This is a genomic window from Saccharothrix longispora, from assembly GCF_031455225.1.
GTDB classification, from domain to species: domain Bacteria; phylum Actinomycetota; class Actinomycetes; order Mycobacteriales; family Pseudonocardiaceae; genus Actinosynnema; species Actinosynnema longispora.
Map to the genome: position 1 here is coordinate 2,011,800 of NZ_JAVDSG010000001.1, position 15,832 is coordinate 2,027,631.

Here is a 15,832-nt window from a genome sequence, read left to right on the forward strand (position 1 = left end):
GATGTACCGTTGACGCAGTTAGTTGAAAGCGCAACTACTTGAGGAGTGGTGGTCATGCAGTTCGGTGTCTTCACCGTCGGCGACGTGACGCCCGACCCGACGACGGGGCGGACGCCGACCGAGGCCGAGCGCATCAAGGCCATGGTCGCGATCGCGCTGAAGGCCGAGGAGGTCGGCCTGGACGTCTTCGCGACCGGCGAGCACCACAACCCGCCGTTCGTGCCCTCCTCGCCGACGACCATGCTCGGCTGGATCGCGGCCCGGACCGAGAAGCTGATCCTCTCCACCGCCACCACGCTGATCACCACCAACGACCCGGTGAAGATCGCCGAGGACTACGCCATGCTCCAGCACCTGGCCGACGGCCGGGTGGACCTGATCATGGGGCGCGGCAACACCGGCCCGGTGTACCCGTGGTTCGGCAAGGACATCCGCGACGGCATCGACCTCGCCATCGAGAACTACGCCCTGCTGCGCAGGCTGTGGCGCGAGGACGTCGTGGACTGGGAGGGCAAGCACCGCACCCCGCTCCAGTCCTTCACCGCCACGCCCCGCCCGCTCGACGGCGTGCCGCCGTTCGTCTGGCACGGGTCGATCCGCAGCCCGCAGATCGCCGAGCAGGCCGCCTACTACGGGGACGGCTTCTTCGCCAACCACATCTTCTGGCCCAAGGAGCACTTCCAGCGGTTGATCACGTTCTACCGCGAGCGCTTCGAGCACCACGGCCACGGCGCCGCGCACCAGGCGATCGTCGGCCTGGGCGGCCAGGTGTTCATGCGCCGCAACTCGCAGGACGCGGTCGACGAGTTCCGGCCGTACTTCGACAACGCTCCCGTCTACGGCCACGGCCCGTCGCTGGAGGAGTTCACCTCCCAGACGCCGCTGACCGTCGGCAGCCCGCAGCAGGTCGTCGAGAAGACGCTGACCTTCCGCGAGCACTTCGGCGACTACCAGCGCCAGCTGTTCCTGATCGACCACGCGGGCCTGCCGCTCAAGACCGTGCTGGAGCAGCTCGACCTGCTCGGGGAGATCCTGCCCACCCTGCGCTGCGAGTTCGCCGTCGGCCGCCCCGCCGACGTCCCCGAGGCGCCCACCCACCAGTCCCTGCTCGGCGCGAAGGCGGACGTGCGATGACGACCCTCACCGCGGTGCACGCGGGGCTCGGCTCCCCGTCGTCCACCGAACTGCTGACCGGCCGGCTCGCCGCGTCCGCCCAGCGGCTCCTGCCCGACGCGCGGGTGCGCACCGTGCACCTGCGCGACCTGGCCCGGGACGTGGCCGACAACCTGGTCACCGGCTTTCCGGGCGCGCGGCTGCGCGAGGCGCTGGCCGAGGTGGTGGACGCCGACGCGCTGATCGCGGTCACACCGACGTTCAACGCCTCCTACAGCGGGCTGTTCAAGTCCTTCGTGGACGTGCTGGAGCCGGGCTCGCTGGAGGGCAAGCCGGTGCTCATCGGTGCGACCGGCGGCTCCGAGCGGCACTCGCTGGTGCTCGACCACGCGATGCGGCCCCTGTTCGCCCACCTCAAGGCGATCGTGCTGCCGACCGGCGTGTACGCCGCGTCATCGGACTGGGGCGCCGAGGGCCTGCCCGGTCGCATCGACCGCGCCGCGGGCGAGCTGGCCGACCTGCTCACCGGGCGGCCCGCGCCGGCGAAGCGGTCCGGCGAGGACTTCGTGCCGTTCGACCGGCTGCTCGCCGAGCGCTGACCACCGAGCGCCGACCACCCGGCGCCGGCCACCGGTGGGGAGCGTCGAAACCGGTTCGATCACCGGCCGGGACACCGCATAGGGTGCCGCCCATGTCCGCCTCGCTGCACCTGGCGGTGCGCAACGCCACCGCCCTGACCACCGCGCTGGCACGGGCCCGCGGGCACGAGTTGGTGTCCCGGCAGGGGTTCCTCGCGATGAACGGGGAACCCCTGCTGCGGGTGCTGGTGCGCCGGCCCCACCCCGCCCCCGACGACCTCGCCGAACTGGCCCTGCTGGTCGAGCGGGCCCGGGCGCGGATCGTGGTCGAGGACTCGTTCTCCACCGTCGACGGCGCCGGTCTCGGGCTGACCGCCAAGCACATGCCGGTGATGCTCCGCCACGCCCGACCCGTGCCGCCGCCCGCCCTGGAGGTCGTGCCCGCGCGCACCCCGGCCGACGTCGCGCTCGTCGAACGGGTCGTCGTCGACGGCTTCCCGCTGACCGGCTTCCCGCCCGGCGGCGCGCTGCCCGCCGGTCTGCTCGACGCCGAGGGCGTGGCGCTGCACCTGGCGCGGCGCGGCGGCGAACCGGCCGGGGCGTGCCTCACGGTCGCGGCCGACCACGCGATCGGCGTGTACTGGCTGGCCACCCTGCCCGCGCACCGCTCCCGCGGCGTCGGCCGCGCGCTGCTGCACGCCGTGCTCGCCGACCCCGTGCCGGCCACCCTCACCGCGACCGACGAGGGCCTGCCGCTCTACGACTCGCTCGGCTTCGAGGTGGTCACCCGCGCGACCTGGTGGTCGAACTGATCACCCGCGCCCCGACCACCGCGGACAGGTCGAACACCCGCGCGCACCGGGACGCCCACCACGCCTCCCCGGCCATTCCCGGCGGTCCACCGGCCCGCGGCGGCGACGTGGACCGGAACGGACCAACCGACACGAAACGTGTTCCCCCGATCAGGTGGATCGGCATTGCCGGCGCGGGTGGACGCCCGGTGAATCGGCGATGTGGATCGCGTCACGACGTGATTGCGCAATTCGCCCGACGACGTCCGGGAACGGCCACCGGGCACGTCCGCCGCGCCCCTTCCACACCGTGGGACACCTGCGCATACTCCTTCGCGGACGGCATCCCCGGAACGGGGAACGGGGTCCCCGTGTGGAAGACTGCCCGCCATGGCTCCTCTTCGCTTCGCCCTGCCCAACAAGGGTTCGTTGAGTGCTCCCGCGGCCCAAATGCTGGCCGAAGCGGGCTACCGGGTGAACAGGTCCGGCCGTGAGCTGATCGTGGCGGACCCGGCAAATGACGTGCAGTTCTTTTTCCTGCGTCCCCGCGACATCGCGGTGTACGTGGGCGAGGGGTCGTTGGACGTCGGCATCACCGGTCGCGATCTGCTCCTCGATTCCACGGTGTCCGCGAAGGAGATCCTGGCGCTCGGCTTCGGCCGGGCCAAGTTCTACTTCGCGTCGAAGCCGGGCGGCATCGAGGACGCGGCCGGCCTGGAGGGCAAGCGGATCGCCACGAGCTACCCGAACCTCGTCAAGCACCACCTCGACGAGTTGGGCCTCAAGGCCCACCTCGTGCGGCTGGACGGCGCGGTCGAGACCGCCGTCGAACTGGGTGTCGCCGACGCGATCGCCGACGTCGTCGAGACCGGCATCACCCTCAAGACCTCCGGCCTGGAGACCTTCGGCTCGCCGATCCTCAAGTCCGAGGCGGTCCTCATCCGGAACGAGTCGGTCGAGGGGACGCCGAGCGCCGTGCGCGCCGTCGAGATCCTGCACCGCCGGCTCCAGGGCGTGCTCATCGCCCGCCGCTACGTGATCCTCGACTTCGACTGCCCCGCCGAGGCCCAGGAGGAGGCGTTCAAGCTCGTGCCGGGCATCGAGTCGCCCACCGTCTCGCCGCTGGCCCGCGAGGGCTGGGTCGCCGTGCGCTCCCTCGTGCCGCGCGACGACGCGCCGTTCATCATGGACGAGCTGTGGCGCGTCGGCGCCCGCGCCATCCTGGTCAGCTCCCTGGACACCTGCCGCATCTAGCGGCGACGCCCGGCTCACCCGACGGCCCGCCAGATCCGATCTGGCGGGCCGTCTCGCGCCTCCACCACGAGAGGAGGTGCCGGATGCAGCCGTTGCGCATCGCCGTGGTCGTCGGCAGCACCCGCGAGGGGCGCGTCGGCGACGACATCGCGCGCTGGGTCGCCGGCGTCGCCGGCCTCAGGGCCGGCGTCGAACCGGTCCTGGTCGACCTCGCCGACTACGACTTCCCGGCCCGCTACCCGCGCCTGCCCACCCCGCCGGTGCGGAGGTTCGCCGGCGAGGTCGCGCGGGCCGACGGCTTCGTCGTGGTCACGCCCGAGTACAACCGCAGCTTCCCCGCCTCCCTCAAGCAGGCGATCGACCTCGCCTATGACGAGTGGCACGCGAAACCCGCGGGCCTCGTCTCCTACGGCTACCGCACCGCGGGCTCCCACGCCGCCGAGCAGCTCCGGCCGGTCTTCACCGAGCTGCACGTCACGACGGTGCGCGACACCGTCGCCGTGGACCTGCGCGACGGCCGGCCGCTGGACTCCGAGGACCGCGTGCGTGCCGCCGACGCCATGCTCGACCAGCTCACCTGGTGGGCGGAGGCGCTGCGCGACGCGCGCCGCCGCCGACCGTACGTCTCCTAGGGAAAGGGAACCATGAACGCCATCGAAACGTCGGGCCTGGTCAAGGTGTTCGGCGACACCCGCGCCGTGGACGGCGTGGACCTGACCGTGCCCGCCGGGACGGTGTACGGGCTGCTGGGCCCGAACGGGGCGGGCAAGACCACGACGGTCCGCCTGCTGGCCACCCTGCTGCGACCCGACGACGGGGAGGCGCGGGTGTTCGGCCACGACGTGCGCGCCGACCCGGACGCCGTGCGGCAGCTGGTCAGCCTCACCGGCCAGTACGCCTCCGTCGACGAGGACCTGACCGGCACCGAGAACCTGGTGCTGCTGGGCAGGTTGCTCGGCCACCCCCGCGCGCACGCCCGGCGCCGCGCCGCGCAGATGCTCGACGCGTTCGGCCTCACCGAGGCCGCGGCCAAGCAGGTCAAGCACTACTCCGGCGGTATGCGGCGCAGGCTCGACATCGCCGCCAGCATCCTCAACACCCCGAAGCTGCTGTTCCTGGACGAACCCACCACGGGCCTCGACCCGCGCAGCCGCAACCAGGTGTGGGACATCATCCGCGCGGTCGTCGCGCACGGCACCACCGTGCTGCTGACCACGCAGTACCTGGACGAGGCCGACCAGCTCGCGTCCCGCATCGCGGTGATCGACCACGGCAAGGTCATCGCCGAGGGCACCAAGGGCGAGCTGAAGGCGTCCGTCGGCGTGGGCTCGGTGCACCTGCGGCTGCGCGACGCCGACCAGCGCCTCCGCGCCCAGGAGGTGCTGACCCGCGCGCTGGACGCCGAGGTGCTGCTCGACGGCGACCCCGTCGCCCTCACCGCCCGCCTCACCGGCCGCGCCACCGAGCAGGCCGCCGAGGCGCTGGGGCAGCTGGCCCGCGAGGGCATCACCGTCGACAACTTCTCCCTCGGCCAGCCCAGCCTGGACGAGGTCTTCCTGGCCCTGACCGACAAGAACAAGAACAAGGAGACCGCGGCGTGACCGTCACCGAGGAAGCCCAGCTCCTGACCGCGCCCAAGGCGGAGGACCTGGCGGCGGTGCTGCTCGAGACCGAGAGGCCGCCGCGCCCCAGCGCGCTGTCCGCGTCGCTCACGTTCGGCTGGCGGGCCGTGCTGAAGATCAAGCACGTGCCCGAGCAGCTGTTCGACGTGACCGCGTTCCCGATCATGATGACGCTCATGTTCACCTACCTGTTCGGCGGCGCCCTCGCGGGCTCGCCGGGGGAGTACATCCAGTACCTGCTGCCCGGCATCACCGTCACCAGCGTCGTGATGATCACCATGTACACCGGCGTCGCGGTGAACACCGACATCGAGAAGGGCGTGTTCGACCGGTTCCGCACGCTGCCGATCTGGCGGCCCGCGCCGATGGTCGGCTACATCCTCGGCGACCTGCTGCGCTACGTGCTGGCGTCGGCGACGATCATGGTCGTCGGCCTGCTGCTCGGGTTCCGGCCCGGCGGCGGCGCCGTGGGCGTGCTGCTCGGCGTGGCCGTGCTGGTGGCGTTCTCGTTCGCGTTCTCGTGGATCTGGACGACGTTCGGCCTGCTGCTGCGCAGCGAGAAGTCCGTGATGGGCGTGAGCATGCTCGTGCTGTTCCCGCTGACGTTCCTGTCGAACGTCTACGTCATGCCGACCACGATGCCGGGCTGGCTCCAGGTGTTCGTCAACGTCAACCCCGTGACGAAGCTGGTGGACGCGGTGCGCTCGCTGATGGCGGGCGGTTTCGACAGCGGCGCGATGCTGTGGACGCTCGGGTACGGCGTGGTGTTCACCGTCGTGTTCGGCGCGTGGACGATGCGCCTCTACAACCGCAAGTGACGCGCCGGCCCGCCGCGCCCCGACCACGCGCGTGGTCGGGGCGCGGCGGGCCTCCGCATTCCGGGGTGGTTCATCCCCCGCCCGGCGTAACGCGCTGCACCGGTCGGGCGACATGGGGGCGAACGCACTCCAGGAGGAACCGTGAAGACCCGCTTATCCGTGCTCGTCGCCGGCGCGGCCCTGCTCGCCGCCTGCTCGCCGTCGTCGCAGACCGCCCGGCCCGCCGCCGCCACGACCGCGCCCGCCGCCACGACGAGCGCTGTGACGCCCGCCGCGACGCCCGGGACGAGCGCCGCGGCCCTGGCGCCCACGGCGGTCGCCCCGGCACCGGCCCCGCCCTCGACGTGCACGGTGCCCGACGTGGTCGGCATGGTGCACCAGACCGCCCAGGACACGATGCAGGCGGCGGGGCTGTACAACCTCCGGGAAGAGGACGCCACGGGCCGGGGGCGCGTGCTCGTGCTCGACCGCAACTGGACGACCACCGCGCAGAGCGTGCCCGCCGGTTCCTCGGTGGACTGCCTGGCGGAGGTCCGGCTGTCGGCCGTGAAGATCGGCGAGTAGCCCGGTGGTGCCGCGTCAGAGGCGGAAGCGCTCGCGTCCCGAGTAGACGCACGTCGCGCCGGTCGAGACGGTCTCCCGCAGGTGGGCCGCGAGTTCGGGGTGGCGTGCGTCGAGCTTGCGCAGGGTGTCGCGGATGCGGGCGGTGACGGCCTTGCGGGCGCGTTCCGCGTCGTCGCCGAGCCGGCGGGTGCGGCCGGCCAGGCCCGCGGCGGCGCGCAGCTCCTCCAGCAGGGCCGCGCGCTCCCGGTCCAGGGCGGCGGCGCGGTCGTCGTCCGCCGCCCGGTCGATCTCCTCGTCCAACAGGGCCAGGCGCCGTCGGTAGCGCGCCTTGGCCTCGTCGTCCAGGACCGGGTCCCCGCCGAGCCGCGCGGCCGGGACGGCTTCCGGCGCCAGCAGTGACGTGGCGGGCACCGGGTCGCCCGCCCGGCTCAACAGCGCGTGCAGGTCGCGCAGCCCCTTGGCGTCCGGCACCCGGACCGCCGTGCCCCGGTAGGACAACGACCACACGTCGCCGTCGCGGCGGAACTCGTGGCCGGCCGCGGCGGGACCGGTACCGGTCAGGTGGCGGTCGGCGCGCTCCGCCCACGGCGGCGCGTGCATCCGCTCGGCCGACCGCCGGGCCGCGGTCAGCTCGCGCACCGCGTCGTCGTGCCTGCCCAGGAACCGGTCCAGCAGGCCCAGCCACAGGTCCACCGGGCCGGACAGGTCGCACCCGTACAGGGACACCAGCCACTTGCCGCGGTGCGGCGCCAGCCGGTCCCGGACCCGGACGGCCAGGTCCCGGTCGCCCGCGGCCACCGCGTACTGCGCCTGGAAGCGCAACCACAGCGGTTCCACGCCGGGCTGGGGGCGCTCGTCCGGCCGGACGAGCTCGCGGGCGGTGGCGACGTCGCCCCGCTCCAGCGCCGTGATGCCCGCCAGCACCTCCGGGCACGGGTGCGCGCTCGCCGCGACGTCCGGCTCCAGCGCGGCCAGTTCGTCGAACCGGCCCTGGGCCAGCAGCAGCGCCCACTTCAGGTGCAGGTACATCAACCGGATCTCGGCCCGGCCGCCCGCGCCGAGGTCGGCCGCCCCGGCGAGCATCGCGGTCGCCTCGGCGTACCTGCCCTGGAACGTGGCCACGATGCACTGGTCGATGGCCGCCGAGAAGTGGAACCGGGCCAGGCCGAACCGGTCGGACAGCGCCACGAACGCGTGCAGCTGGTCGAGGTAGCGCGGATCGCCCAGCTCGGCCAGCGCCACCCAGCGCAGCGAGGTCCCGAAGTGCTCGGCGCTGTGGTCGCCGCTGCGCCGCGACACGGCGATCAGCTCGTCGGTGAGCGCGAGCCGCTCCTCGGCGCGGGCGATGCCCGTCGTCATGTCGTACGCGGCCCACAGGCCGGAGGCCAGCGCGCCGTCGTCGCCGCCCGAGCGCGCCGCCTCCGTGGTGCGCACCGCGATCTCCCGCGCCAGCTCCTCGGCCGGCAGGTCCCGCACGGGCCCGACGAACCGCTCGTACGCCTCGCGCAGCACCTCGTGCCCCGACCCCTCCGGTTCGGCGAACCGGTGGAGGGCCAGCGCCACCCGCGCCAGCGGCTCCGGGTCGTCCAACCCGCGCGCCGCCTGCGCCGCCTGCTCGTACAACCGCTCGGCCTCGGCCGGTTCGGTGCAGTGGAACAGCTCGTGCCCCAGCTCCACGGTGACGGCGATGCGCCGCCGGACGCCGTCGGCGTGCTCCAGCGCCCGCCGGTAGTGCCCGACGGCCTCCTCCGGTGCCATGCGGCTGCTCGCGTGCCGCGCGGCGGCCACGATCACGTCGACCACCCGGTCGGCGGGCAACCTCGCCGCGCCCAGGTGCGCGTGCCGCGCCAGGTCGGCGGGCAGCACCTCGTCGGCGAGCGGCCCGCCGGCGGGGTCCACGCCCAGCGCCCGCACCACGGCGGCGTGCCGTTCGTCCACATCGGACAGACCTTCGTACAGCGCCTCGCGCACCAGGTCGTGGGCGAAGGAGAACCGGCCGCCGCCCAGCCCGCGCACCAACCGGGCCTGTGCGGCCTGGTCGAGCAGCTTGTCCACGGCCGGCGCGGGCAGCGCGGCGGTCATCGCCAGGACCCGCCGGTGGAACTGCCGCCCCAGCACGGAGGCCGACGCCAGCAGGTCGCCCACCTCCGCGGGGAGCAACGACAACCGCCGCTGCACGGCGTCGCGCACCCCCGGCGCGATGGCGGTGACCGGACCGCCGCCGTGCCACAGCCGGGCGGTCTGCTCCACGAAGAACGGGTTGCCGCCGGTGCGCCGGTGCACCTCGTCGACCAGGTCGGGCTCGGGCGCGCGCCCCGCGGTGCGCGCGATCAGCTCGCCCACCTCCGCCGGGCCGAGGCCGGACAGCGCCACCGTGGTGGCCCGGCCCAGCAGCGGCGTCAGCAGCGGGCGCACCGGGTGGTCGACGGCGTCGACCTCGGCGTCGCGGTAGGTGCCGATCACCAGCAGCCGCTCGAACCAGGTGTGCCGCGCGGCGAACTCCAGCAGCCGCAACGACGCGGCGTCCGCCCAGTGCAGGTCCTCCAGCACGACCACCACCGGGCAGCGGTGCGACGCGGCGACGAGCGCCGTCGTGACCGCGTCGTAGAGCGGGAAGGCGTCGGCGGCGTGCTCGACGCCGGCGTGCGCCTCGCCCAGCAGGACCGCCGGCGGACCACCGTCGAGGGCCGCCCACTGCTCCGGCGGCGCCGCCCGGCGCAGCGCCCGCAGGACCTGCACCCACGGCCAGTAGCCGGGTGCGCTGTCGGAGTCCCAGCACGTCCCGCCGAGCACCAGCGCGCCCTGCTGCCGCGCCCGCTCCGCGGCGTCGGTCACCAGGGTCGTCTTGCCGATCCCGGCCTCGCCCGCGACGAGCACGAGCCCGCCGTGGCTGCGGGTGGCACGATCGACCTCGGCGCGCAGCAGCCCCGCCGGGTGGTCACGTCCGATCAGTCGCATGGCACGGGAGAACCTATCCCACGGCACCGACGAAAACCGGCGTTCGGGCGATCTTGCGCACCCCGGATTCGCTCAACAGTGCGAATGCCCGCCGTGCCCGCCCGGACCTCGGACGAGTCCTGCGACGAGCGGCGCGAGGAGGAGTCGTTCGCCGCCGCCGAGCTCCGCGGCATCACGCGCACGCGCTCCGGCCCTGCCCGGGCGAGGTCGGGGGCCGAAGTCGCGGGGGCCGCCGGGGCGCTGCTCCTTCCTCGATCGCCTCGCGCGCCCTATGCTCTGGGAGCGCTCCCAGAATTTCGTGCCCCTGCCAACGGCGGTGAAGGGACAAGACGACGTGAGGTTGCTGCTGATCGCCTCGTTGACGGTGTCGGTGCTCGCGGTGCCCTGGACCGCGAGCGCCGCCCCGGGACCGTGGCTCGAAGCCGAGGACGGGGTCCTCTCCGGCACGGTCGTGGAATCGACCGTCGAGGGCTTCTCCGGCGCGGGCTACGTGGCCGGCTTCGACGAGGCCGCCGACACGGTCACCATCACCGTCCCGGACAGCCCCGGCGGCCTGCACGACCTCACCGTCCGCTACGCCGCGCCCCACGGCCCGAAGAACGCCGCGCTGTCGCTCAACGGCAGCCCGGTGGGCGAGGTGCCGCTCGCCGAGAGCGCCGGGTTCACCGAGGCGACCGGCGCCAAGCTCCAGCTGGTCGAGGGCGACAACACCGTCACCTTCGCCACCGGCTGGGGCTGGTACCTGGTCGACGCCATCAGCCTCACGCCGAGCGCGCCGCCCGCGCCGGGCACGCACGAGGCCGAGGACGGCGAGCTGTCCGGCGTGGTCGTCGAGTCCACCGTGGCGGGCTTCTCCGGCCGCGGCTACGTCGCGGGCTTCGACACCGCCACCGACCACGTGACCATCACCGTGCCGGACAGCCCCGGCGGCCTGCACGACCTGTCGATCTCCTACGCCACGCCGTACGGGCCGAAGACGGCGTCGCTGTCGCTCAACGGCAGCGGCCTCGGCGACGTCGCGTTCCCGGAGAACCCGACGTTCACCAGCGTCCCCGCCGGCAAGGTGCTGCTGCGCGAGGGCGACAACACGATCACCATCACGAACAACTGGGGCTGGTACCTGATCGACGCGATCCGGGTGACGCCCAGCGCGCCGCGCGGACCCCACCAGGTGACCAGCGCCCTGACCGACCGGTCCGCCACCCCCGCGGCCAAGGGCCTGATGCGCTACCTCGTCGACAACTACGGCGAGAAGACGCTGTCCGGCCAGCAGGACCAGCCGAGCATCGACTGGGTCGAGCAGAACACCGGGAAGGCCCCGGCCATCGCCGGCCTCGACCTGATGGACTACTCGCCGAGCCGCGTCGAGCGCGGCGCCACCTCCCAGGAGGTCGAGCGCGCCATCGCCTACGACGCCCGAGGCGGCATCGTCACCCTGGCCTGGCACTGGAACGCGCCGTCCGGTCTGATCGACCAGCCCGGCAAGGAGTGGTGGCGCGGCTTCTACACCGACGCGACGACCTTCGACGTGGCCGCCGCGCTCGCCGACCCCGCTTCCACCGACCACGGCCTGCTGATCCGCGACATCGACGCGATCGCCGTGCAGCTCAAGAGGCTCGCCGACGCGAACGTGCCGGTGCTGTGGCGACCGCTGCACGAGGCCGAGGGCGGCTGGTTCTGGTGGGGCGCCAAGGGCCCCGAGCCCGCCAAGGCGCTCTACCGGATGGTGTACGACCGGCTGGTGCGGCACCACGGCCTGCACAACCTGATCTGGGTGTGGAACTCGATCGCGCCCGAGTGGTACCCCGGCGACGACGTGGTGGACGTCGTCAGCATGGACTCCTACCCGCCCGTCGGCGACCACGGTCCGGTCATCGGCCCCTACGAGCGGCTGGTCGAGCTGGGCGGCGACCGCAAGCTCGTCGCGCTGGGCGAGGTCGGGTCCATCCCGGACCCGGAGCTGGTGCGCGCCTACGAGGCCCGGTGGAGCTGGTTCGTCACCTGGTCCGGGTCGTTCATCCAGGACGGCGTGACCAACCCGCTCGACTTCGTGCGCCGCGTCTACCACGACCCCGGCGTGATCACGCTCGACGAGCTGCCCGACTTCAAGAGCACGCCGGGCGACTGCACCGCGACCATGCGCGTGGTCGCCCGGTGGGGCAGCGGGTACCACGCCGAGATCACCGTGCGCCACGCCGAGAACGCGCCGTCGAACGGGTGGAAGGTCACCTGGCAGCTCGACGAGGGCCGGCGCGTCGAGGCCCGGTGGAGCGCGAGGATCACCACCAGCGGCACCACCGCCACGGCCGAGAACCTGGCGTGGAACGCGGCTGTGAAGCCGGGGGAGAGCACCACCTTCGGCTTCCTGGGCACGGGCTCCCCGACAGCGCCTGCTCCGACTTGCGCTATCGGGTGATCACGTCCGGTGGACCGGCGGGGGAGAACAGGGGACCGGACGCGGTGTCCGCACCCACCTCCCGCCACCACCGGGCTTGTTCGGGTGTCGTGACGCCGGCGGCGGTCAGGCCGGTGCCGGCGTCACGCACCACTTCGCCGTCCGACCGGGCAGGGCGTCGTGCGAACCCGCACGGCCCCCGGGCCCGGACCGCCCCCGTCCCCGGACCGCACGTCACGCAGAGCGCCACCGCCGTGCCGCTCGGTACCGATACCTCTTCGTGCCTGTCCGCCCGACCCGCCCCGAGTTACCGTGCGTCAGCTCCGCCGCCCGGCGGCGGCGCGCGGGCGAGGCCGTTCGGCCCACGGCGGAGGGAGGGGCCGGATGCGCGGGCGGGTGGTCTCCGCGGTGCTCGGCGGAGGCGTGTCGCTGCTGCTGGTGGCCGCTCTGGTGGTGTTCGCGCTGTCCTCGCCGGTGTCGGGCGACAGCATGAACCCCGGCCTGCGCTCGGGTGACCGGGTGCTGGCCCTCGACGACACCCCGGAACGCCTCGACGTCGTCACGCTCCGTCCACCGGGCGGCAGCGCCACCGTGGTCCGGCGCGTCATCGGCGTGCCCGGCGACCAGGTGCGCATCACCGACTCCGACATCCTCGTGCGCCCCGGTGGCGGCGAGTGGCTCGCCGTCGACCGCGGGCCCGGCGACCCCGGCGTGTGCTGCGCCCCCGACGGCAGGGGCGGGACCGACGGCGCGGTCGAGGTGCCGCCCGGTAGCTACTTCGTGCTCGGCGACAACCTGACCGTGTCGACCGACTCCCGCACCTACGGGTTCGTGCCCGAGGCCGACGTCACCGGCGTGGTGTGGCGGCGGGTCTGGCCGGTGCCGCGGTTCGACGCGGTCCGCGTGCCCGCGCTGTCGGCCGTGCCGGTCACCGGCCCGTGAACGGCGGGCGCGGCCCGGCCCCGCCGCCGCCCCTTCACGGGCACACCTCGCGGAACGGCAGGTCCGGCACGTGGGTCGACCACTCGGCCCCGGTCAGCGAGCGGCCCACCAGGCGGCACAGCTCGGCGGCCGGGTCGTCGGTCCGCGGCACGTCGAACACGCGCAGCCTGGACTCGCCGGTCGCCAGCGAGCGGCCGTCCGGGCTGAACGCCACGGCGATGGCGTAGGCGCGCAGCACGCCCAGCGGCCGACGGGTCGGCACGTCCCACAGGCGCACGCCGGCGCCCGCCGTCGCGAGGGTGCGGCCGTCCGGGCTGAAGGCCACCTCGTAGACGACCTCGCCCTCGCCGCGCCCGAACGGTTCGCCCAGGCGGGTGCGGTCGGCGGTGTCCCACAGCGAGATCGAGCCGTCCACGCCGCCGGCGGCCAGCGTGCGGCCGTCCGGGCCGAACGCGATCGCGGTGAGCGCGTCGTCGGCGTCGGCGCGCAGGTCGCCGCGTGGTTCGCGGGTGGCGGTGTCCCACAACCGGACCGGGCCGCCGTGGCCGGCGGCGGCGAGCGTGCGGCCGTCGGGGCTGTAGGCGACCGTGCGCACGGACGTGCCGCCCGCGTCGAGCGGCTCGCCGAGCTGGTCGAGGGTCTCCGCGTCCCACAGCCGCACCGCCCGGTCCTCGCCGACAGCGATGGTCCGGCCGTCCGGGCTGAACACCGCGTAGGCCGGGTAGCCGGTGCCCGCCTCGGTCAGCTGGCCGGTCTGCCGGTGCCCGGCCACGTCCCACAGCCGCACCCCGCCGCCCTCGTCCACGACGAGCAGCGTCCGGCCGTCCGGGCTGGGCGAGAGCGAGTAGACCCGGCCGATGTTGCCGGTCAGCGGCGGGTCGACCGGAGCGCGGGTGGCGGTGTCCCACAGGTGGATCGGACCTCCCCTGGTGCCCGCCGCGACCGTCCGCCCGTCCGGGAGGTACTCGACCACACCGATGGGCCCCGGGTCGCCGGGGAACTCCGCGCCCTCGTCGACCCGGTCGGCCACGGACCAGCCACGGGCCGAGCCCTGCCCGTCGGTGCTGACGAGCTCCCGGCCGTCCGCGGTGAACGACAGCGACTCGATCCGCGCCGAGTGGCCGGTGAGCGGGTCGCCGAGCGGCTGCCGCGCGACCGCGTCCCACAGCCGCACCGCGCCGTCGCCCGTGCCCGCGGCGAGGGTGCGGCCGTCCGGGCTGAAGGCCACCTCGTGCACGGGCGCGCCGGCGTCCAGGGGCGTCCCGACCGGCGTGCGGTCGGCCGTCCGCCACACCCGCACCGCACCGTCCCGGCCGCCGGTGGCGAGCGTGCCGTCCGGGCCGAACGCGAGCGCGCCCACCCCGCCGGCGTGCCCCGTGAGCGGTTCGCCCGCCGGGACACCCGCGCGCACGTCCCACAGCCGGATCGAGCCGTCCTCGTCGCCGACCGCGAGCGTGCCGCCGTCGGGGGCCAGCGCGAACGACGCGGGGGCCCCGGACGGGCCGGCCGCCTCGCCGAGCCGCGCGCCGGTCGCGACGTCCCACAGCGCGACCGAGGCCGCTCCGCGCACGGCGAGCACGGCGCCGTCGGGGCTGAGCAGGAGCGAGTCCGCGTCGCGCGGGTCGCCCGCGATCGGCCTGCCGACCGGTTCCCGCCGGGTCGCGTCCCACAGGCGCACCCCGTCACCGGCGGCGATCGCGAGCATCCGGCCGTCCGCGCTCAGGGCGAGGGCCTCGACGTCCTCGGCGTCGGCGACCGGGTCGCCGACCGGCTCGCCCGTGCGGGTGGCAGCCAACCGCACGGCCCCGTCCCGCACCCCGGCGAGGGTCCCGCCGTCGGCGGACAGCGCCCGCACGTGCGGGACCCCGGCGGTCCACCGGTCGGGCCGCACGAGCGCGTCGATCATCGCGGCGCGGCTCCGCCCGGTCGGGTCGAGCCGCCACGCGGCCACGGCGAGCAGCCGGGACAGGGCCGGGTCCGCGCTGCCGACGGTCGCCGCACGGGCCGCCAGGTCGAGCGCCGCGGTCCTGGTCACGGCCGCCTCGTGCCGCCGGTGGGTGGTGACGCCCAGGACCGCGGCCACCACCGAGAGCAGGGCCAGGCCGACGACCGCGCCCCGGCGCAGGCGGGCGGTCAGCCGGCGCTGCCGCACGTCCTCGCGGTCGAGCGCGTCCTCCGGCACGCCGTGCACCGCGGCCGCCAGCGCGCCCGCGGCGACGCGGAAGCGCGGGTCCGCGCCGGGGTCCTCGCTCCCCGACGCCCAGCGCAGGTCCACCCACGGCGGTTCGGCGGTGAACCAGCCCTTCAGCTGCGCCGGCAGGGCCGTCGTGCGCTCCCAGTCGAAGTCGCCGTCGCCCCACACGAGGTCGCCGCCGGTCAGCGCGATCAGGAACCGGTCGCGCTCGCGCCGCGCCCGCCAGAACCCGACCTGGCGGCCCACCCGCGGCGAGGCCGCCGCTTCCGGTGAGGCCAGCAGCACGAAGTGGCGCGACCGGGCCGGCACCGCGGTGGCCGTCGACCACGGGTCGGGGTCGGTGGCGAGGTCGGCGGGGTCGGCGCGGTCCAGGAACACGCGCAGCGCCCGCGGTCGGTGCCAGGGCCTGGCGATGCGCCGGAGCGCGCGCAGGAGCGCCGGGGCGATCCGATCGCCGGCCGCGTGGCTGGAGGAGAGGAACGCGTCGTAGCCGCCCGGGTCGCGATCGTGCACGGCCCAATCCTGCCCGGTGCGCCACCACTGCGTCCTGCGGAGCATCGGCATGACCCGTCCGGCCTACCCTGTGAACACCGTCGGTGACCA

At 74.6% G+C, this 15,832-nt stretch carries 12 protein-coding genes; 10 read left to right on the top strand and 2 right to left on the bottom strand.

The features are described from left to right. Positions 1 to 54: 54 nt before the first annotated feature. The 8 genes from J2S66_RS08445 (at position 55) to J2S66_RS08480 (ending at position 6,740) form a co-directional block, all read left to right on the top strand. A complete protein-coding gene (locus tag J2S66_RS08445; RefSeq protein WP_310305915.1) occupies positions 55 to 1,134 on the top strand; it encodes an LLM class flavin-dependent oxidoreductase in 1,080 nt (359 codons plus the stop codon). Next, complete coding sequence (locus J2S66_RS08450) at positions 1,131 to 1,712, top strand: FMN reductase (RefSeq protein WP_310305917.1); 582 nt, start codon at positions 1,131 to 1,133, stop codon at positions 1,710 to 1,712. Before J2S66_RS08445 ends, J2S66_RS08450 begins: the two co-directional genes overlap by 4 nt. A gap of 92 nt (positions 1,713 to 1,804) precedes the next feature. Next, positions 1,805 to 2,503, top strand: coding sequence for a GNAT family N-acetyltransferase (locus tag J2S66_RS08455; protein WP_310305919.1), 699 nt, complete (start codon positions 1,805 to 1,807; stop codon positions 2,501 to 2,503). Between the two features lie 369 nt (positions 2,504 to 2,872). Continuing rightward, positions 2,873 to 3,736 carry an ATP phosphoribosyltransferase gene (gene hisG / locus J2S66_RS08460; RefSeq protein ID WP_310305921.1) on the top strand — a complete coding sequence of 288 codons (864 nt, stop codon included), beginning with the start codon at positions 2,873 to 2,875 and terminating at the stop codon, positions 3,734 to 3,736. An 83-nt stretch (positions 3,737 to 3,819) separates the two neighbouring features. Continuing rightward, the gene (locus J2S66_RS08465; RefSeq protein WP_310305923.1) at positions 3,820 to 4,368 is read left to right on the top strand and encodes an NADPH-dependent FMN reductase; all 549 of its coding nucleotides are present in this window, start codon (positions 3,820 to 3,822) and stop codon (positions 4,366 to 4,368) included. A 12-nt stretch (positions 4,369 to 4,380) separates the two neighbouring features. Next, positions 4,381 to 5,337 (top strand): ATP-binding cassette domain-containing protein, encoded by a 957-nt coding sequence (locus J2S66_RS08470; RefSeq protein ID WP_310305925.1) that lies wholly within the window; start codon positions 4,381 to 4,383, stop codon positions 5,335 to 5,337. Beyond that, complete coding sequence (locus tag J2S66_RS08475; RefSeq protein WP_374726070.1) at positions 5,334 to 6,176, top strand: ABC transporter permease; 843 nt, start codon at positions 5,334 to 5,336, stop codon at positions 6,174 to 6,176. Before J2S66_RS08470 ends, J2S66_RS08475 begins: the two co-directional genes overlap by 4 nt. 141 nt (positions 6,177 to 6,317) lie before the next feature. Continuing rightward, positions 6,318 to 6,740 (top strand): PASTA domain-containing protein, encoded by a 423-nt coding sequence (locus tag J2S66_RS08480; protein WP_310305927.1) that lies wholly within the window; start codon positions 6,318 to 6,320, stop codon positions 6,738 to 6,740. Between the two features lie 15 nt (positions 6,741 to 6,755). Here the strand turns inward: J2S66_RS08480 and J2S66_RS08485 are convergent, their stop codons facing one another. Further along, on the bottom strand, positions 6,756 to 9,698 hold the full coding sequence (locus J2S66_RS08485) for an ATP-binding protein (protein ID WP_310305929.1): 2,943 nt from the start codon (positions 9,696 to 9,698) through the stop codon (positions 6,756 to 6,758). A 334-nt stretch (positions 9,699 to 10,032) separates the two neighbouring features. On the opposite strand from J2S66_RS08485, the gene J2S66_RS08490 reads away from it, so the two are divergent. Both J2S66_RS08490 and lepB read left to right on the top strand, forming a co-directional pair. Next, positions 10,033 to 12,114 carry a glycosyl hydrolase gene (locus tag J2S66_RS08490; RefSeq protein ID WP_310305931.1) on the top strand — a complete coding sequence of 694 codons (2,082 nt, stop codon included), beginning with the start codon at positions 10,033 to 10,035 and terminating at the stop codon, positions 12,112 to 12,114. Between the two features lie 363 nt (positions 12,115 to 12,477). After that, positions 12,478 to 13,035 carry a signal peptidase I gene (lepB, locus tag J2S66_RS08495; RefSeq protein ID WP_310305933.1) on the top strand — a complete coding sequence of 186 codons (558 nt, stop codon included), beginning with the start codon at positions 12,478 to 12,480 and terminating at the stop codon, positions 13,033 to 13,035. 34 nt (positions 13,036 to 13,069) lie between these two features. Here the strand turns inward: lepB and J2S66_RS08500 are convergent, their stop codons facing one another. Then, the gene (locus J2S66_RS08500) at positions 13,070 to 15,742 is read right to left on the bottom strand and encodes a WD40 repeat domain-containing protein (RefSeq protein WP_310305935.1); all 2,673 of its coding nucleotides are present in this window, start codon (positions 15,740 to 15,742) and stop codon (positions 13,070 to 13,072) included. Between the last annotated feature and the right edge of the window lie 90 nt (positions 15,743 to 15,832).